Genomic DNA, 19431 nt, shown 5'->3' with positions numbered 1-19431 from the left:
GCATGTGTTAGGCCTGCCGCCAGCGTTCAATCTGAGCCATGATCAAACTCTTCAATTAAAAGTTTTTGAAACCGAAGTTTCGTGCTCAATGAATTCTGTATAAATTGACTATATAGTCACTCATAAGAAATTGAGACTCTAATTCTTTTGCTCCTGAATCAAGAGCTGTTAGAACTCAATCTGTACGAGTGCCCACACAGATGATTGCTTCATATTTTTAAAGAACAATGTAACTAACCCTTGGTTAGTTACCGCAGCGTTGCTGCGAAGTGGAGCGCCATATTAACCGCTTCACTTTTAAAGTCAACTAGAAAATTTAATTTTTCTTAATTAAGCTTTCCGTTTAACTTTAACCTTCACTTTGCTTTGCGCTTTTCGTTGCATCCCGCCGTGTCAGTGGGTGCGCATTATAGGGAGATTTGAGATTGGCGCAAGCGTTTTTTTAAAAAAAATGATAAAAACTATAAGACTGTGCATTATACAAACAATATGATGCTGCCATTTACAAAGTTGATCCATATATGTGCTTTTCTTTAACTCACCTATTTTAATTTTCCAGCAATTAAGTCTAAAATTCACCGATTTTTATATTATAGGAACATTGATTCAATGAAGAAATCAATCTTAGCACTTACCTTATTAACGAGCATGAACGCTTTTGCAACGGACAGCGAACAAAGCAACGTCACCTTTTCTCTTACGGCTGGTTATGTGTTTGGTGGTGATACAGTTGGAGAACTGATATATGAAGACAATGACTCGGAAAGCATTAAAGCGGGTCAAGGCGTCATTTTAGGAGCAGGCTTTTTATATGAGTTTAATTCTAAATGGTCACTAGATGTGAGCGCGAATTATCAAAGTGATACAGCTACTGCAAGTAATGGGGATTTGTCTTTCGAACGACTTGCGTTCAATGCAGTACCTTACTACAAAATTAACGACTCTTTTTCAGTAGGCTTAGGTTTAGGCGTTCACACTGGTGTGGAATTAAGCAACGACTTTGGTGCTGATGTTGAATTCAGTAACGAAAGCGCTTTTATTAGCAGCATCCGTTATCATTTTGAAACTATCTCGGCCGACTTAGAGTTTAGACATACTCGTGTTGAATATTCGGTAGACCGTATTGGCAGTTCAAACTACTCCTCGTACGATGTAACAGTTGATGGCAATAACACTGGATTATTATTCCACTGGAAATTCTAGTTAAACCTGTTGCCATTTGCCCTACTAATAAGTGGGGCATAGAAACAAAAAAGCCGAGCTAATGCTCGGCTTTTTCGTGTCTTAAAAAGACTTACTCTGCAGACTGCGCGTCTTCTTGAACTTCTTCAGTCGCAACTGGGCGATCAAGTAGTTCAATATAAGCCATTGGCGCATTGTCACCTGCACGGAAGCCACACTTAAGAATACGAGTGTAACCACCTGGACGATCCGCGAAACGAGGACCGATCTCAGAGAACAATTTACCAACTACTTCTTTATCACGCGTGCGAGCAAACGCTAAACGGCGGTTTGCTACACTGTCAGTCTTAGCCAGTGTGATTAAAGGCTCAATTACACGGCGCAACTCTTTCGCTTTAGGCAAAGTTGTTTTGATGATTTCGTGCTTCACCAAAGAACCAGCCATGTTGCTGAACATCGCTTTGCGATGGCTGCTGTTACGGTTTAATTGACGACCACTCTTACGATGGCGCATGACCCTATCCTTCTAACTAAACTAATATAGTAATCTGATTATTCTGCTAAGCTTGCTGGCGGCCAGTTTTCTAGGCGCATGCCCAGAGACAGACCACGAGAAGCTAGCACGTCTTTAATCTCTGTTAGAGATTTCTTACCAAGGTTTGGCGTCTTAAGAAGCTCAACCTCAGTACGCTGTACCAGATCACCGATATATTGAATTTGCTCGGCTTTCAGACAGTTTGCAGAACGTACTGTTAGCTCTAAATCATCAACAGGACGAAGTAGAATCGGATCAAACTCCGGTTTCTCTTCTTTTTCTTCTGGCTCAGAAACATCACGCAAGTCTACAAATGCTTCTAGCTGTTCAGCTAGGATTGTAGATGCACGACGGATCGCTTCTTCAGGATCTAGTGTGCCATTAGTTTCCATATCGATAATTAGTTTATCTAAGTCAGTACGCTGCTCAACACGGGCTGATTCAACCGAGTACGCAATACGCTCAACTGGACTGAATGATGCATCTAGCAACAGACGGCCAATTGGACGCTCATCGTCATCAGAGGATAAACGACTTGACGCCGGAACATAACCACGACCGCGCTCAACACGGATACGCATACTGATATCGCTATTGTCAGCAGTTAAGTGACAAATAACGTGCTCAGGATTAGCAATTGTTACATCGCCGTCGTGCTGGATGTCAGCCGCAGTCACAGGGCCTACACCAGACTTAGTCAGGGTAAGGAAAACTTCATCTTTACCTTCTAAAGTAACTGCTAGACCTTTAAGGTTTAACAGAATTTCAATGATGTCTTCTTGTACGCCTTCTTTCGCGCTGTACTCGTGTAATACACCGTCGATCTCTACTTCTGTCACTGCACAACCCGGCATAGACGAAAGAAGAATACGACGTAAAGCATTACCTAAAGTGTGACCAAAGCCACGCTCTAGAGGCTCTAAAACTACTTTAGAACGGGTTGAGTTGATAGCGTCGATATCGACTAATCTTGGTTTTAGGAATTCGGTTACAGAACCCTGCATTTTATCCTCTCTTAACTCTTAACTTTACTTCGAGTAAAGTTCGACGATTAGTTGTTCATTAATGTCCGCAGACAGATCAGAACGCTCAGGTAGGCGCTTGAAAGTACCTTCCATTTTCTTACCGTCAACTTCAATCCAAGTTGGCTTTTCGCGTTGCTCAGCCAACTCTAGAGCAGCGATGATACGCGCTTGCTTCTTAGACTTCTCACGGATTACTACTACATCTTCTGGAGTAATAACGAAAGAAGGAATGTTAACAACACGACCATTAACCATAATCGCTTTGTGGCTTACTAGCTGACGTGCTTCAGCACGTGTGCTTGCAAAACCCATGCGATATACAACATTGTCTAGACGTTGCTCTAGAAGCTGTAACAAGTTTTCACCTGTGTTACCTTTAAGGCGAGCAGCTTCTTTGTAGTAGTTGCGGAATTGCTTTTCTAATACACCGTAGATACGACGTACTTTTTGCTTTTCACGTAACTGTAAACCGTAATCAGATAGACGACCTTTACGTGCGCCGTGCTGACCAGGTGCTGTTTCTAGTTTACACTTAGAGTCAATTGCTCTTACGCCGCTTTTAAGGAACAGGTCAGTACCTTCACGACGACTCAGCTTGAGCTTAGGGCCCAAATATCTTGCCATGTTCTTTCTCCTAACCTATTAATTATACGCGACGTTTCTTCGGTGGACGACAACCATTATGTGGGATTGGCGTCACGTCAGTGATGTTAGTGATACGGAAACCAGCAGCATTCAATGCACGTACAGCAGACTCACGGCCTGGACCTGGACCTTTAATGAATACTTCTAGGTTCTTAAGACCGTACTCTTGTGCAGCAGTACCTGCGCGCTCAGCAGCAACCTGTGCAGCGAACGGAGTAGACTTACGAGAACCACGGAAACCTGAACCACCCGCAGTCGCCCAAGAAAGAGCATTACCTTGACGGTCAGTGATGGTCACAATAGTGTTGTTGAAAGAAGCATGAACGTGAGCCATACCGTCAACAACTTGCTTTTTGACCTTTTTACGACGAATTGGTGCTTTTGCCATAACTTACCCCACCTTATTTCTTGATAGGCTTGCGAGGACCCTTACGAGTACGCGCGTTAGTCTTAGTACGTTGACCACGTAGTGGCAACGAACGACGGTGACGTAAGCCACGGAAACAACCAAGGTCCATAAGACGCTTGATGTTTAGTGTTACTTCACGACGAAGATCACCTTCAACAGTGTACTTGCCAACTTCTTCACGAAGGATGTCAAGAGTTTCGTCATTTAAATCGCCGATTTTAGTAGTTTCAGCGATACCTGTCGCAGCTAAGATCGCCTTAGCGCGAGTTTTACCTACACCATAGATGCTTGTTAAACCAATAACAGCATGCTTATGGTCAGGAACGTTAATGCCTGCGATACGGGCCACTAACATATCTCCTATAAATAAACCTGATTATCATCTTGTTGGAAAGCCCGTACAGGATACCCAACCGACATTCAAGTTTTACCAATGAAACAGGCTAAGTGATTAACTTAGCCTGCACGACTAGATTTCTTAGCCTTGCCTTTGCTTGTGCTTAGGCTCACTGCAGATCACACGTACTACACCAGCACGCTTGATAACTTTACAGTTACGGCAAATTTTCTTAACGGAAGCACGTACTTTCATAACTCAACTCCGTAACAGACCCTATCGGCCGTAGCCTTTAAGGTTTGCTTTTTTCAGCACAGAATCATATTGATGAGACATCAAATGAGTCTGTACTTGTGCCATAAAGTCCATGATAACAACAACGATAATCAAAATTGATGTACCGCCGAAGTAGAATGGCGTTTGCCATGCCATGGTCATAAACTCGGGCACCAGACAGATAAAGGTAATGTACATTGCACCTGCCAATGTCAGGCGTGTCATCACTTTATCAATGTATTTAGACGTCTGCTCACCTGGGCGAATGCCTGGAATAAATGCGCCTGATTTTTTCAAGTTGTCTGCTGTTTCACGTGGGTTAAATACCAACGCTGTATAGAAAAAGCAGAAGAAAATAATCGCGGCTGCTAATACCATTGCATATAGAGGTTGACCCGGGGTCAACACCGCTGACACTGCTTGTAGAACGTCAGCAAATGGACCTTCACCTTGGCCGAACCAGCTTGCAATTGTACCAGGGAACAGAATGATGCTACTAGCAAATATTGGTGGAATAACCCCTGCCATGTTAACTTTTAATGGTAAGTGTGTACTTTGCGCCGCAAAAACCTGACGGCCCTGCTGACGTTTAGCATAGTTAACAACGATACGACGTTGACCACGCTCAAAGAAAACTACCAAATAAGTTACCGCAACAACGATTAACGCAATAAGTGCTAAGATAAAGACATTCAAATCGCCTTGGCGCGCCATTTCTGCTGTCGAACCGATTGCAGACGGCAGGTTAGCTACAATACCAACAAATATCAGCACTGAGATACCGTTACCGATACCACGTTCTGTAATTTGTTCGCCCAGCCACATTAGGAACATGGTACCAGTCACTAAGCTCACAACAGCTGTGAAATAGAAACCGAAACCAGGGTTAACAACCAATCCATCCATCATATTAGGAAGATTAGTCGCAATACCTACTGACTGAATAGTAGCAAGCACGAGCGTACCGTAACGCGTGTACTGGCTAATTTTCTTACGCCCTTGTTCACCTTCTTTCTTAAGCTCTATCATCGCAGGATGTATGTGCGTCAATAGCTGCATAATAATTGAAGCTGAAATGTAAGGCATAATACCTAGCGCAAGTACAGATGCACGCTCAAGCGCACCACCACTGAACATGTTAAACATGGCAAAGATGGTGCCCTTTTGTTGCTCGAAGAACTCGGCAAGTACAGCGGCGTCAATCCCAGGGATAGGCACGAATGAACCTAAACGGTAAATAATGATGGCACCCAATACAAATAGTAAACGGCGCTTCAACTCCGCAAGCCCACTTTGTGCGCTTTGCATATCTTGACCTGGTTTAGCCATAGTGTACTTCCTTAGTCTTCTACCTTGCCTCCGGCAGCTTCGATAGCTTCGCGAGCACCTTTAGACACTTTAATGCCTTTAACAGTAACTGCGCGTGAAACTTCGCCAGATTTAACAACTTTAACGAACTGAACGTTCTTCTTAACGATACCAGCTGCTTGTAGTGTGCTTAGCTCTACCACGTCGCCTTCAACCTTCGCGATTTCGAAAAGGTTAACTTCAGCAGATACTAGTGATTTGCGTGAAGTGAAGCCAAACTTGGGTAGACGGCGTTGCATAGGCATTTGACCGCCTTCAAAACCAACACGTACTTTACCGCCAGAACGCGACTTTTGACCTTTGTGACCACGGCCACCAGTCTTACCAAGACCAGAACCGATACCACGACCAACGCGCTTACCAGCAGTTTTTGAACCTGCAGCAGGAGAAAGTGTATTCAATTGCATCGAATTAGCCCTCAACCTTAACCATGTAAGAAACTTGGTTGATCATACCACGTACTGCTGGCGTATCTTCTAGCTCAACAGTATGGTTGATACGACGTAAACCAAGGCCACGTAATGTAGCTTTATGCTTCGGTAAACGACCGATTGAGCTACGTACTTGTGTTACTTTAACTGTGTTTGCCATGGTTTCTTACCCCAAGATTTCATCTACGCTAAGACCACGTTTCGCAGCGATTCCCTCTGGAGAATTCATGTTCTCTAGAGCAGAAATTGTTGCGCGAACGATGTTGATCGGGTTAGTAGAACCGTATGCTTTTGAAAGTACGTTCTGTACACCAGCAACTTCTAGTACTGCACGCATCGCACCACCGGCGATGATACCTGTACCTTCTGATGCAGGCTGCATGTACACTTTAGAACCCGCGTGGCGACCCTTGATTGGGTGCTGTAGCGTGTGACCGTTAAGATCAACATTTACCATGTTACGACGTGCTTTTTCCATTGCTTTTTGAATAGCAGCTGGAACTTCACGTGCTTTACCGTAACCAAAACCTACTTTACCTGCGCCATCACCAACTACAGTTAGTGCAGTGAAGCTAAAGATACGACCACCTTTAACTACTTTAGACACACGGTTTACCGCGATTAGCTTTTCAGCCAAATCAGGCTGTTGTTGCTTTGCTTCTACGTTAGCCATTGTCTACTCCTAGAATTGCAAACCGGCTTCACGCGCTGCATCAGCAAGCGCCTTCACACGGCCGTGATATTTAAAGCCACTGCGGTCAAAAGCAAGTTTTTCAATGCCTTTGTCTGCCGCGCGTTCAGCAACTGCTTTACCAACTGCTTGAGCAGCTTCGATGTTGCCAGTGCCTTTAACTGTTTCAGCAATTGCTTTTTCAACAGTAGAAGCAGCAGCCAGTACATTACCCTCAACGTTTACGATTTGAGCGTAGATGTGACGTGGCGTGCGGTGGATAACAAGACGCGTTGTGCCTTGTTCGATAATATTTCTACGAGTGCGCTTAGCACGACGTAGACGAGCTGTTTTCTTATCCATCGTCTTACCTTACTTCTTCTTAGCCTCTTTACGACGCACGTGCTCATCAGCGTAACGTACACCTTTACCTTTATAAGGCTCTGGTTCACGGTATGAGCGGATGTTAGCAGCAGTTTGACCAACAAGCTGCTTGTCTGCGCCTTTAACAACGATTTCAGTTTGGCTTGGAGCTTCGATAGTGATACCCGCTGGGATCTCGAAGTTCACTGGGTGTGAGAAGCCAAGAGTTAAGTCTAAAACTTTACCCTTAACTGCAGCACGGTAACCAACACCTACTAGTTGTAGTTTCTTTTCAAAACCTTCGTTAACGCCGGTGATCATGTTGTTGATCAGAGCGCGTGCAGTACCAGCTTGAGCCCAAGCATTTGCTACTTCACGAGGATTAGTAGTGATAACGTTGTCGTTAAGAACAACTTCAACTGCGTCGTTAAGAACGCGAGTTAATTCACCATTTTTACCTTTAACTTTGATTTCCTGGCCGTTAATTGCAACTTCAACACCGGCAGGAACAGCAATAGGAGCCTTCGCAATACGAGACATAGTTCCCCTCCGATTAAGCTACAAAGCCAATGATTTCACCACCAACACCAGCGGTACGCGCAGCGCGGTCTGTCATCAGGCCTTTAGAAGTTGATACGATAGCGATACCTAGACCACCCATTACCTTCGGTAATTCGTCACGTTTCTTATAGATACGTAGACCAGGGCGGCTAACACGCTGGATGCTTTCGATAACAGCTTTGCCTTCGAAGTACTTAAGTTCGATAGTCAATTCTGCTTTTACGTCACCTGATACTGAATAACCAGTGATGAAACCTTCGTTTTTCAGTACGTCAGCAACAGCTACTTTCAGCTTTGAAGTTGGCATCGTTACTGATACCTTCTTCGCAGACTGACCGTTACGGATGCGTGTAAACAAATCCGCGATTGGATCTTGCAAGCTCATGTCTTACTCCCGTGATTCTATTACCAAGAAGCCTTTTTAAGGCCAGGAATTTCACCGCGCATAGCTGCTTCGCGAACTTTGATACGGCTTAAGCCGAACTTGCGAAGGTAACCATGTGGGCGGCCCGTAATGTTACAACGATTACGTTGACGTGAAGGGCTAGAATCACGCGGTAAAGACTGAAGCTTTAATACCGCGTCCCAACGCTCGTCATCAGATGTATTAACATCGCTGATGATAGCTTTAAGTGCAGCACGCTTTTCTGCGTACTGTGCAACTAACTTAGCACGTTTTACGTCACGCGCTTTCATTGAATTCTTTGCCATAACCCTACCCTTACTTTTTGAATGGGAAGTTGAACGCTTCTAACAACGCACGGCCTTCATCATCTGTTTTCGCAGAAGTAGTGATTGTGATATCCATACCGCGAACACGGTCTACTTTATCATAATCAATTTCTGGGAAGATGATTTGCTCACGTACGCCCATAGAGTAGTTACCGCGACCGTCAAAAGACTTTGCGCTAACACCGCGGAAGTCACGAATACGTGGCATCGCGATTGAGACTAAACGCTCAAGGAAATCCCACATACGCTCGCCGCGTAGGGTTACTTTACAGCCAATTGGGTAACCTTCACGGATCTTAAAGCCAGCAACTGATTTGCGTGCTTTAGTCACTAGAGGTTTTTGACCAGAGATAGCTTCTAGATCTGCAACAGCATTTTCTAGAATCTTCTTGTCATTTAGGGCTTCGCCCACACCCATGTTAAGTGTGATCTTTTCGATCTGAGGGACTTGCATGACAGAGCTGTAACCGAACTTTTCAAAAAGTTCTTTTACTACTTTGTCTTTGTACACTTCATGCAGTTTCGCCATCGTCTACTCCAACTATTAAATAGTTTTGCCAGTAGACTTGAAGAAACGGACTTTTTTACCGTCTTCAAATCTAAAACCAACACGATCTGCTTTGCCAGTTTCGGCATTGAAAATCGCTACATTTGATACGTCTACTGACGCTTCTTTCTCAACAATACCGCCAGCTTGCTGTAGTTGTGGTACAGGCTTCTGGTGTTTCTTGATGATGTTGACGCCTTCAACAAATACACGACCAGTTTCAGTTACAACTGAAAGCACCTTACCGCGCTTACCTTTGTCTTTACCGGCTAGTACGATTACTTCGTCATCACGACGGATTTTTGCTGCCATGATCGACTCCTTATAGTACTTCTGGTGCTAGTGAAACGATCTTCATGAACTTTTCGTTACGTAGTTCACGAGTCACAGGGCCGAAGATACGAGTACCAATTGGCTGATGGCTATCATTTAAGATAACAGCCGCATTGCTATCGAAACGGATTAAAGAGCCGTCAGGACGACGAACGCCTTTCTTAGTACGCACAACTACTGCGTTTTTAACATCACCTTTCTTCACTTTACCGCGAGGAATTGCTTCTTTAACAGAAACTTTAATGATGTCACCAACACGCGCGTAGCGACGGTGCGAACCACCAAGGACTTTAATACACTGCACTTTGCGAGCGCCGCTGTTATCAGCAACGTCCAGCTGAGTTTGCATTTGGATCATTGTATATGCTCCGGTGTAGTTAAAATTTACCTAGATTTTGTATAAAACCTAAGCATTTAGATTAATTTCCACTCAAAAAACGAGGCTTTCGTCTTTCAAGGGCGGGGAATTGTAACAGCAAAATCCAGCCAAAGATAGTTCAATTTTTAATTAATTTTATCTACCTATGGTGTCCCGCTTATTCACCCTACTTCATATGGGGGCGGCAAAAAACAATTCAAGGGTTAACAACAAATGCCAACCTCATGACACAGTTCAAAAAACCACCAACTCACTTTGTTCTGTATTCCTCAATATGCGAGGCCACTTCGTTCACTGTCGCAAGCCAAAATCCATTTTTCGGGTCTTTCAAATACACGATTAATGCCTCTAAGGCATCTTTATCTACCGTATACATCCCCTTTTTACCTACATCATGGCCCGCCAAAATAATCCACTTATTGTCTTCTCTGAGCAACTCCAACATGTCCCTTATTTCTTCGAAAGTCATGCCGTCCATCCGATTGCCTGCTAACTGCGAAAAGTCAGTGTATGTCGGATTATTCCCCGTTTCATCTAGCCAAGTGCGCCCCGTTTTAAACATTTCGGCAATAAGCGGAACATAGCTTTTTACCTGCTTGCCACGCCCAACAAATGTGTTGCCACAAGGGTACGCAAACGACAGAGGCGTGATATTGAATTGTTTTTGCAAAAACGCGGTTGTTGATTCAATATCCTTTCGCAACCATGCGAGATCAACCTGCTCTAACCCTTGGCCTTTACTTCGTAGCCATTCAAAATTGCCTGTGCAAAGGTGAGAGCTCGTATGATTGCCAAGTTCGTGCCCGTGTTTTACCGCCTTCTTCCACCCTTCTAGGCGCTCCATCGCAAATTGCGGGTTAACATAAAAGGTACCTTTTACATTGTGCTTATTGAGAATCGGAATCGCGACATCAACTTGACTGTTTCGAGCATCATCAAAACTCAGTGAAATGGCATTGCGCGCATTATTGGGATAACTAAACTTACCAGTGGTCAACGGCTCAACATCATCTGTAGCAAGGCTAGCAAAAGATAAAGTCATTAATATTGCAATCGCCCGGCGACTCATTCGTTTTATTTTGCACATATCTGCTCCATATTGCTTGGCGTGAAATAAACTTGGTAAAACAGTTTGCTCAGCAATCAAGTATTTCGCCATGATCAATCTATGAAGGAAATCTTATTTTCTCTTGATACATTACAACCTACTGTAATAATTGCTATTTTATTAGGTTAGAAGCGATACCATAACGACAAACGATATTCAGCCTTGTGTGTTCTGTCGGCCACTTCTTCGCCAATAGCCAACTCATCAGAGTAAAATGTTCTGGTTCGTATAAACCGACCTGTATTCATGTGAGTGACTTCAAACCTTAACTTCACGCCATCTAGTAAAGAAGATTCAATAAAACCTTTTAATCTCTTGTTGCCTTGAACAAGCAATGTTTCATGGGCATAAAAGAAAGGCTCCGTATAATCTCCCCAATACTCTAACCCCCATGAACTTTTATAACGCGGGATATCATGGCGAAAGTTCATCCATATCCAATCAGGAATATAGTTGCTCAATCGCTCTGTGCGACCACTGGGATTGTCAAAGTCAGAATTCTTGTGTTCATAAGATATTTCAAATAATGCATTATCTAAAATAGGTGAAAGCTCAAAAGCGACTTCAAGATGACTTCCCCAAAACCTTGCATCACCGACATTGGCCAGTCCACCCGAAGACTGCGTGAACGCAATATGTTCTAGCACATCTTTTTGCCATTGGTGGAACAGCTTCACTTTTACGTTACCACGTTCGGAAAAATACCACTGGTATTGTGTCGCTAACTCTGTTGTTTGCTCCGGTTTAAGCCCAGTATTACCCGCTTGGTTTCGGCCATCGCCCGCATCTACACTGCGCGCAAAATCAGAGAAGTTGAGTTGACTGACACGATGTTCCGCAAGCCAATTTAGACTAGTGCCCTTTTTAGGTGTCCAACTTGTTTGCCAGCGAGGTTTCCAATACGACAGTGACTGGCTTTCATCTTCCGCAGCATCCACATCAATTTTTGATGTTTCATAAGTAAGACCAAATTCACTTGAGAGGCTGTGTGAGTGTGTATAGCTGATATCTGCAAAAACCTCAGCTCTCAGTTCGGCAACATTCGTAACTTCTTTACCGCCCTGCGCAATCAAGTCAACTTCGGATTGCATTCTGTTCTCTGCCACTTCAATACCTAATCGAGGTGCTATACTTTCCTTCTTTTGAGCCTCTAAAGTACTTCGCAGTATAAGTTCAGTTTTCAGTTCTTGCTGACGCCATAGCGCCACATTCTCAGCCAGTGAAAGCTGATCGAAAGTTATATCATCATTGGCATATTGCTTGTCATCAACAACAAAAATGCCCATATTTTGCCATCGATACGAAGCCAAGTTCAGTGTCCAATCTACGCCCAGCTCTGCATTTTTAGTCGCATTGTCCACATTAAGTTCTCGGATAGTTTCGCCCATATGACCGAACTGCGATGAAGCATCATAACGTGTCGTATCGCCAAGATAATTTTCTCTGCCCACTTTACCAGTCAGTACAATCTCGTTTTGGCCCTTTGATTGCTTAAGTTGACCAGTAAACTTCAGATTTTCCGTCTCTTCATCTAGCACTTCGAATGCTTGGTCAGTGACTTTACCTTCCCGGTTGAGCTGCCTGATTTGCGCGGTGCGGTAGCCAGGCGAGCCACTGGCCTCAAGTCCCACAGAAGTATCCCAGCCTTGCCATTGCGTGCTCAATTGCAAAGCGAGTTTTGGCAACACACTACCATCATAAAACTGTGTTAACTGCCCCTCTACCGTACCACTGGTTTTAGACTGGATTAAGATCACATCTGCAACCATGACTTTTCCAGAGGTCACTAGCGGGATTTTGCTACCACGATACACATTGATTTTGAGAACTTGATCTGCACTAATTCTAGATAATACGTTGTCTAGGGACTCTGATTTGACCACAGGTCTTGCACCATTGACGAGTACATTACCCACATTGCCGCCAAATCCCCTCGCCGAATCAGTGTTTTCAAACGCGAAGCCTGGCAGTCTGTAAACCATATCCAAAACCGTCTGAGGGTTGTACTGACTGAAAAACTCTGCATTAAAACTCCGTTGCTCTATACTGTCGGCGCTTTGGCTCGCAGCCACATGCCAAGTTGGCAAAAGTGACAAGCATATGGACACAAATAACATTGCAGCCATTGGTGCGCATTTGATTAACTGGGTAATGTCCAGTTCATCATAAAGCTCCTTGATGGCCTCTCTCTGATATGGAAACCATTTAGGGTCGTGTTCATTGTTAGGAATGGGTGCAGTGTCTTCTGCGAATGCCAAAAAATGCTCCAAATGTTGATGTGGTTGTATATTGAACCCCAACGCCCGATTAAAGCCTCGATGCTTTTCCAAATAAAATTCCTTTGTACAACAAAGCGACTCGCTATGTAGCCACGCGTTAATTTGATTGTCTGATGCTATGTATTGCCAAAACTCTTGTTGGCTAGGAAAAAAGAAAAACGGTTGTGACAGCCCTGTTGCATCTAAATTATGTTGTCTCAAATACGTATATTGAATTTCAAGCCAGCGCTTTGACACCCAAGCCTGCGAATTGGGCCAGTTCATGACGTAGTCGCAATTTATTAGCCCTGCAAGCCTTTCTTCAAACCATGTCGATAATTGAGTGCCTTCCTCGTAGGGTAAGAAGTGAATAATATTTACACTGATAAAAAGGTTTTCAATGGGCAGTGTATCGGGGTGATATACGATGATCTCTTGGGGTTTCACGGTTTGCTTTTCAAGCAGTACAAGCGCACGCTTAAATTGAGAACACTCTGTAATATGCAACACACAGCTCAATTCAACAACGCTGGACTCTTCAACATTAAGGGGGAGCGATCCCGTATATTGCGAAAAATGCGCTTGTTTTACTTGGTTATAAAAACAAAGATCTTCCTTTATCCAATCGGGAGTCGAGACTTTTTGCCATGCACTGGCCTGAATGAGCTTACCACTGACGAAGCTCCAAGTATTATTGAGATGTCGTAGATAAACAAAATGCGCGTACCCATCCACTGCAAAAAGGTTGGCGCCAGCACTGATCATACACTCCATAAAGTCAGCATCTTCGCGAAGTGAGCTGTCTTGGTAGTCTAGTCTCCCTTCGCACCAGTACTCGCGTTTGAATACCAAAGTGCCCCCTGCAATACCGCGTCGAAACATGGCATCAAATAAGCATTCATCCGCTTGCCAAAATTGAGCGCGCCAAACATCAAAAAACAAATGATTTTTTAGACCTGTAATATCAGCCTTGCCTTCAATAATCGGCTCTAATTGAATGGCTAAGCGTTCACTTGAATACCAATCATCATCGTCCCATTGGGCGATAAAAAGACCTGTCGCATGCTTTGTTCCAAGGCTTCTCTTATATCCAATTGAGGCATTCTCTGGCGCTTGAATTAATTGGATATTATCTTGTGCGGGAAGTTTGTCGGGCAAATCGCTATTCTGTTCATAGACAATGACCAATTCCTTGTTGCCATAACTTTGTCTGTTAAAATAATCGATGCTCTGCAACAAGTAGTGAGCACGTCTGCAGGTTGGCATAACACAGCTCACTAACGGTAACACTTCGTACTGCGCTTGAGATTGTATCATGATACGCACCTTTGGCTATGCAACCACTCCTTGAGTTCAAACCAGATAGGAATAAGCGCCTGTTCCGCTTCACACAGTTGCACAATACGCTGGTAGATTTGATCACCCGTTACTGATTTCGAACGACATGATAGACGCATCAACACCTCCACTTCTTTCCAACTCTTGGCCAGATGTGGCAAAACTTCTGTCATAGGTGAACATATGTGCTTAAGTGTGGGGTCAGGAAAATCGTGTTGTAATGCCATCAACCAATCAAACGTACTGGCACGCTGCAAAGAAAATACCCACAGTCCCGGCACTACATAAGGTCGCTCCATAGTTTGTAAACATGAAATATACGCTAAACACTCAGATACAGCGGATACCCCGACGTGCGCTTTATCGGAAGTCAGCCCTGCAATATTTTGCTCGACTTGCTTGATTGCCCAATCCAGTGTCAATGGACTAGCCGGCCCAACTTGATCTAACTGGTAAACACGCACACACCCTTCATGGGCAAGTACATTTTGGAATGAGAGTTGATAATCCGATGCACTAATATAGACATCTTGCTTAAGCGCGTCATCCACCATAAATGACCCGGACGCCTCATCATAAGATTTGAAAGTCACTATGTGGTAGCCATAATGTTTATGGTAGTCTTCAATGCGATAAGGCACATGCTTAGCACTAAACTCGCAAATGACTCGCTGACTTTTGGCAAGCTGCGCTGCTAAGTATTGATCTAATGTTTCTTGTTTTGAGAAAGGTAAGGCAATGACTTTAAGCCCATACAATGCCAAAAGTTTATCACCCACATAACCCGAAAGCAGATTGTCTTTAAGGGCATAATACTGTCTGTCTTCATATCGACCAAACAAGACATCCAAGCCCTTTTTTTGTTTGCAATCAAAATAATATGAATGCTCTCCAAATAACCGTGCCATGTTTGGTATTGCAAACTCTTTTCTCGCTTCAAGTTCGATTGCCATAAAGAGACAATCAGGCAAACTCGAATGCCAAGCCTGTGTTGTATTTGCGACGCCCATTCCTATGGCATCTTTATCTGTTACTCCTTGCCCCTTTGTTAATTTCATACTCCACCATTTCCTTGTTGCCTTTTCTAATCCTCACCTATTTCTAATCACGACCGTACGAAATGGTGGCGCATTGCGATGCGCCACCTTTACTGATACTTAAAACTTATAGATTCGATTGATTTTCTATATCAGCCAGCTCAATCCGCCCTGGGCGGCGTCTGTCCGGAGATAAGGCTCTCAACTCAATGTTTTTGCCAGCCTTTAAATCCACAGGAGCGGTGTACTCTAGCCAGCTACCGTTACCAATGCGATATTGGATAGGTAGCCCCGGTATGATAGTCGACGCATGTAGCTTATTGTCGATCACTTTACTAACTACATTAGGGATACGATAAAACACACCTAACTTATCGAATTTTTCAAGCTCTTTGTGACCAACAGCATGAATAAAGTCCTGCCACTGTCTGTCGCGTAACGCACGCTTCTGAGCAGTTAAAAAATTCGTCGTATGGTCATACTTTTCACCCGCATAGTTGTATGGCACTTCCCAACTCGCGCGGTGCCATGCTTTTTCTGCAAGCGCGAGTAAACGTGGAAATAGCATGTACTCAGCAAGGTGATCTTTACGAATAACTTCAGACCACAAGTGACCTTGAATCCCTGTCACACGGAACCCTTCAGGTAACGGTTGGTGTACGAACTTACCATTTTCATCGACCTGTGTACGGTCATCAGCTACGTAGTTGCGACCGATGGTATCTTTCTTAAATTCAGCGTTGGCTGGCAAATTATCTGGCATAAACTCGAAGATAGTTTGACTGTTGGTACGTCTAGAGCCCCATTTATAGCCACTCTCTTTAGGATCAAGCTCATAAGGAAAATCTAAATATGTAACATCAGGGGTTGCAAGGATAATGTCCCAGCCACGTCTGGCATGTGCACTCACAACTTTGTGCGCATTTTGTGGCAAAGTCGCCCAAACATATGACGCCACTTTATTTGGCATCTTGTCCTGTCTCGTTTCAGACAGGCCATCATTCCACCCCGCAACTTCTATTCCTTTCGCCGCGATCATTCTCGACACACGCTCTATAAAGTAACCCGTCAACTCTTCGACTTCGTGTACATCATTTGATTTATCCGCGATGAATTGTTTACAAGCCGGAGATTCAATCCAAGCGCCCGCAGTCTCATCAGCACCGATGTGATAGATATTTAACGGTGAGCCGGCTTTTTTGTGCTGATTAGCCACTTCCGAAATCACTTTGTCTACAAAGGCGTAAGTTGACTCCATGCACACGTTCAACGTGTTGTCGTTGTAGTGTTGGATAGAGCGGTATTCAGTCACATCCTTAGGGTCGCTCACTAGATACTGTTTTGCAGCGGCATGCTCACCTTGTTTAGTCAGCGTATAGAAACGCTTTTCCATTGCTTTTACAGCTGCACGAGAGTGGCCTGGCATATCCAATGACGGGATAACCTCAATGTGATGTTGCTTAGCAAAGTTCAGAATTTCCTGATAGTCACTCAAAGAATAATAGCCATCACGACCCGCATTCAAAGCCGACCCTAATTGTGGCTGTAGGCAATCTTTATCATCCAAATCAATACAACGATGAGATGACAACTCGGTTAGTTCAGGCAGGCCAGGGATCTCAATTCGCCACCCTTCGTCATCTGCCAAATGGAAATGTAATTTATTTAATTTGTACGCTGCCATTTTACCGAGAAGGCGCAGCACAAACTCTTTTGAGCGAAAGTTTCGCGCCACATCCAAGTGTAAACCTCGGTACTCGTATCTAGGTTCATCCACCACCTTAACCGCTGGCACTTGCATGGTATCTAATGACAGCAAACTTGCCAGCGATTGAAGCCCATAGAAAGCGCCTTCGCTGTCTTGCGCTTCAATAAATACTTTGCCTTTTCGCGTATCAAGTTGATAGCTGCCCGCCATGCCCTGTGCAGTGCCTGAGACTTTCACGATGACCTTAACGCCCTCATGGCTTTGCTTTGCGCCCAATTCAGCCAAGCGAGACAAAGCCGCAGCCACCTCACCATACTCTACACCGACAAGATGTACATTGAGTCCTTTTTTAAGGTCAAGGGGTGCTGACCTTTCAAATACCTCGATGGCATTAGGTGTGGGTACAATGGCATGTTTAACCGAGTCAACGGGATAGTTATCAATGGTATACTTCTCAAATAAAGCCGCCGAAGTATGCTGCCCATATTGGTCTTCAGGGTGAGATTTCATCACACTTTCACTGTCACTGACGGCAGCATAAGGTTTAATCTCTAGCCCAGTATCCGCTTCAATATACGATTGCGTACTTTTGATGACCTTGGGGTCTAATCCGTCTGCGGTCAAAATATAATTTGGCATCAGTTCGCCTTCATTTAACAACGAACTGCCCACCCACATCTCGATAACTTGGCTTTCACCCGCTTTGAAGCCATTAAATGCTTGATTGGGTGCAATATGGTTCAAGTCGCCATTAAAATGACGCAAAGTAAGCTGCTGACTTTTGGTCTCTGAGGAAGGGTATACCTGACTGTAAAGGATTTTCCAGCCATCAACATTCACAGTGAAAGGGCTAGTGAGCTCTATTTGAGCATGATAACAAAACTCTGCTGTTGAACCAGGACATTGCTCTGGCATGTTACTTAACAAACGATACTTCACATCTAATGTATCGGCTAATCTGTCGAGTTGCTGTTGATTTATTTTGGTTAAGCTGTTGTTTGCCCACACTGGGCTTGCCAACATAATTGAAGGCAACAACATAGCTACAACACGTCCTGTTAATGCTCTTTTATGTACACGCATAAGTCAGATCCTGCTTTATCATTTTAATTTAAAACATTAAATTGGCTAAAAAATAGCTAAACCAAATCAATCTAGTGGTTTTATAAACTTGTTTCAATTTCAAAACATTCAAGTTCCTTGAATAATTTAGTTAATGACAACAAAGTGTTAAATTGCATCCACGTTCGCTCTTGGGATATAACTGCCACACCGCATTTTTAAAGAGTGGTGACAGATTTCAGACCAACTCTTGGTCGCCAACATATCGATCCATTGATCTGAATACTTGTTCATTAAGTAGGCAACATTTCCTTTGGCCTGTTGCTCTTTGTTTTCGATGTCTTTCTCATGGGGGTAATGAATTGTTAAAAGCGATTGATCTAAAACAAATTTACAGCCGTGGTGATAGAGGCGATAACCGAGGTCAACATCTTCTCCACCCCATGCACAAAAGTTCTCATCATAACCACCCACACGCTCTACATCACATCGTGAAACACTGATGCAACTTGTCCAAAAGACCACCCATGGCGCATTAAACAGCGCTAAGTCGTAATCAAACTCAGCAAAAAATCGGCCTCGACAATCCATTAATTGATGATTTTTTGAGAACAATTCAAACACAGTACTTATGTCGTTTTCTGCCACAGTCGATTTGATGAGATCACACTCACTCAACTCCACAGCTTCAATCCCATAAGACATGCCAATTAATACTAAGTTGTTTGTTTTATTGTGACGATCGAGGTGACTGCTCAATAGCAATGGGTGGGCAAGCATGCCACAATCTAGAAACAGTACAACATCAAAGCATGCTCTGGACAGCCCTTTGTTCCTAGCTTTTGCGACCTGAAATCCCTCATCTGGTTGGTACAAATAATGAATATTCGCACTACCTTTATATGCAGCAACCATCTCACCTGTGCCATCACTTGAACCGTCATCTACGATGATCACTTCATAATTTTTCGTGTCTAATATCTGGTTGCAGAGTGAATCCAAGGTTCTTTTTAGGAGCTCTCGGCGGTTATAAGTTGGGATAATCACCGAGATGCCTGTTCCTTTTTTTATAGTGCCAATATGATTTTTATTCATTTATGTACCTATCACTCCTTTAGCCAATACCA

23 protein-coding genes are annotated in these 19431 nt (G+C 43.8%); 1 reads left to right on the top strand and 22 read right to left on the bottom strand.

Annotated features, from left to right (window positions below; all coding sequences use genetic code 11):
• Positions 1-609: 609 nt before the first annotated feature.
• Positions 610-1203: an outer membrane beta-barrel protein gene (locus tag A7985_RS24045; protein ID WP_065792938.1), complete on the top strand. Its 594-nt coding sequence runs from the start codon at positions 610-612 to the stop codon at positions 1201-1203.
• A gap of 91 nt (positions 1204-1294) precedes the next feature.
• Here the strand turns inward: A7985_RS24045 and rplQ are convergent, their stop codons facing one another.
• The 22 genes from rplQ to A7985_RS23940 form a co-directional block, all read right to left on the bottom strand.
• Complete coding sequence (gene rplQ, locus A7985_RS24040; protein WP_010386932.1) at positions 1295-1696, bottom strand: 50S ribosomal protein L17; 402 nt, start codon at positions 1694-1696, stop codon at positions 1295-1297.
• 38 nt (positions 1697-1734) lie between these two features.
• Positions 1735-2721, bottom strand: a complete 987-nt coding sequence (locus tag A7985_RS24035; RefSeq protein WP_023401260.1) for a DNA-directed RNA polymerase subunit alpha — start codon at positions 2719-2721, stop codon at positions 1735-1737.
• A 24-nt stretch (positions 2722-2745) separates the two neighbouring features.
• Entirely contained in the window at positions 2746-3366 is a 621-nt protein-coding gene (gene rpsD / locus A7985_RS24030) for a 30S ribosomal protein S4 (protein ID WP_039611418.1), read from the bottom strand.
• A 22-nt stretch (positions 3367-3388) separates the two neighbouring features.
• Positions 3389-3775, bottom strand: a complete 387-nt coding sequence (gene rpsK / locus A7985_RS24025; RefSeq protein ID WP_010386935.1) for a 30S ribosomal protein S11 — start codon at positions 3773-3775, stop codon at positions 3389-3391.
• Between the two features lie 13 nt (positions 3776-3788).
• The gene (gene rpsM, locus A7985_RS24020) at positions 3789-4145 is read right to left on the bottom strand and encodes a 30S ribosomal protein S13 (protein ID WP_010386936.1); all 357 of its coding nucleotides are present in this window, start codon (positions 4143-4145) and stop codon (positions 3789-3791) included.
• A 129-nt stretch (positions 4146-4274) separates the two neighbouring features.
• Positions 4275-4388: a 50S ribosomal protein L36 gene (gene rpmJ / locus A7985_RS26125; protein ID WP_002959476.1), complete on the bottom strand. Its 114-nt coding sequence runs from the start codon at positions 4386-4388 to the stop codon at positions 4275-4277.
• A 21-nt stretch (positions 4389-4409) separates the two neighbouring features.
• Positions 4410-5738, bottom strand: coding sequence for a preprotein translocase subunit SecY (gene secY, locus A7985_RS24015; RefSeq protein WP_065792937.1), 1329 nt, complete (start codon positions 5736-5738; stop codon positions 4410-4412).
• An 11-nt stretch (positions 5739-5749) separates the two neighbouring features.
• Entirely contained in the window at positions 5750-6184 is a 435-nt protein-coding gene (gene rplO / locus A7985_RS24010; RefSeq protein ID WP_063355768.1) for a 50S ribosomal protein L15, read from the bottom strand.
• A gap of 4 nt (positions 6185-6188) precedes the next feature.
• The gene (gene rpmD, locus A7985_RS24005) at positions 6189-6368 is read right to left on the bottom strand and encodes a 50S ribosomal protein L30 (RefSeq protein WP_010378276.1); all 180 of its coding nucleotides are present in this window, start codon (positions 6366-6368) and stop codon (positions 6189-6191) included.
• 6 nt (positions 6369-6374) lie between these two features.
• Complete coding sequence (gene rpsE, locus A7985_RS24000; RefSeq protein WP_063355769.1) at positions 6375-6881, bottom strand: 30S ribosomal protein S5; 507 nt, start codon at positions 6879-6881, stop codon at positions 6375-6377.
• 9 nt (positions 6882-6890) lie between these two features.
• A complete protein-coding gene (gene rplR / locus A7985_RS23995) occupies positions 6891-7241 on the bottom strand; it encodes a 50S ribosomal protein L18 (RefSeq protein ID WP_063355770.1) in 351 nt (116 codons plus the stop codon).
• A 9-nt stretch (positions 7242-7250) separates the two neighbouring features.
• Positions 7251-7781 carry a 50S ribosomal protein L6 gene (gene rplF, locus A7985_RS23990; RefSeq protein WP_065792936.1) on the bottom strand — a complete coding sequence of 177 codons (531 nt, stop codon included), beginning with the start codon at positions 7779-7781 and terminating at the stop codon, positions 7251-7253.
• A 13-nt stretch (positions 7782-7794) separates the two neighbouring features.
• Complete coding sequence (gene rpsH, locus A7985_RS23985; RefSeq protein ID WP_063355771.1) at positions 7795-8187, bottom strand: 30S ribosomal protein S8; 393 nt, start codon at positions 8185-8187, stop codon at positions 7795-7797.
• 20 nt (positions 8188-8207) lie between these two features.
• Complete coding sequence (gene rpsN, locus A7985_RS23980; RefSeq protein ID WP_063355772.1) at positions 8208-8513, bottom strand: 30S ribosomal protein S14; 306 nt, start codon at positions 8511-8513, stop codon at positions 8208-8210.
• A gap of 10 nt (positions 8514-8523) precedes the next feature.
• The gene (gene rplE / locus A7985_RS23975) at positions 8524-9063 is read right to left on the bottom strand and encodes a 50S ribosomal protein L5 (protein WP_063355773.1); all 540 of its coding nucleotides are present in this window, start codon (positions 9061-9063) and stop codon (positions 8524-8526) included.
• 15 nt (positions 9064-9078) lie between these two features.
• Complete coding sequence (gene rplX / locus A7985_RS23970; protein ID WP_023401269.1) at positions 9079-9393, bottom strand: 50S ribosomal protein L24; 315 nt, start codon at positions 9391-9393, stop codon at positions 9079-9081.
• Positions 9394-9403: 10 nt separating this feature from the next.
• Positions 9404-9772, bottom strand: coding sequence for a 50S ribosomal protein L14 (gene rplN, locus A7985_RS23965; RefSeq protein WP_039611414.1), 369 nt, complete (start codon positions 9770-9772; stop codon positions 9404-9406).
• A gap of 271 nt (positions 9773-10043) precedes the next feature.
• Positions 10044-10952: a polysaccharide deacetylase family protein gene (locus A7985_RS23960; RefSeq protein ID WP_370671183.1), complete on the bottom strand. Its 909-nt coding sequence runs from the start codon at positions 10950-10952 to the stop codon at positions 10044-10046.
• Positions 10953-11026: 74 nt separating this feature from the next.
• Positions 11027-14476, bottom strand: a complete 3450-nt coding sequence (locus A7985_RS23955) for a glycosyltransferase (protein ID WP_065792935.1) — start codon at positions 14474-14476, stop codon at positions 11027-11029.
• Positions 14473-15555 carry a BtrH N-terminal domain-containing protein gene (locus tag A7985_RS23950; protein ID WP_065792934.1) on the bottom strand — a complete coding sequence of 361 codons (1083 nt, stop codon included), beginning with the start codon at positions 15553-15555 and terminating at the stop codon, positions 14473-14475. The genes A7985_RS23955 and A7985_RS23950 overlap by 4 nt, the downstream gene beginning before the upstream one ends.
• Positions 15556-15661: 106 nt before the next feature.
• Entirely contained in the window at positions 15662-18325 is a 2664-nt protein-coding gene (locus A7985_RS23945) for a family 20 glycosylhydrolase (RefSeq protein WP_065792933.1), read from the bottom strand.
• 147 nt (positions 18326-18472) lie between these two features.
• Positions 18473-19399: a glycosyltransferase gene (locus A7985_RS23940; protein WP_065792932.1), complete on the bottom strand. Its 927-nt coding sequence runs from the start codon at positions 19397-19399 to the stop codon at positions 18473-18475.
• Positions 19400-19431: the final 32 nt, after the last annotated feature.

The sequence above is a fragment of the Pseudoalteromonas luteoviolacea genome (assembly GCF_001696455.1).
Classification (GTDB): Bacteria; Pseudomonadota; Gammaproteobacteria; order Enterobacterales; family Alteromonadaceae; genus Pseudoalteromonas; species Pseudoalteromonas luteoviolacea_C.
Note: the sequence above shows the minus strand (reverse complement) of the source record. Positions and strands in the feature narration are given on the sequence as shown.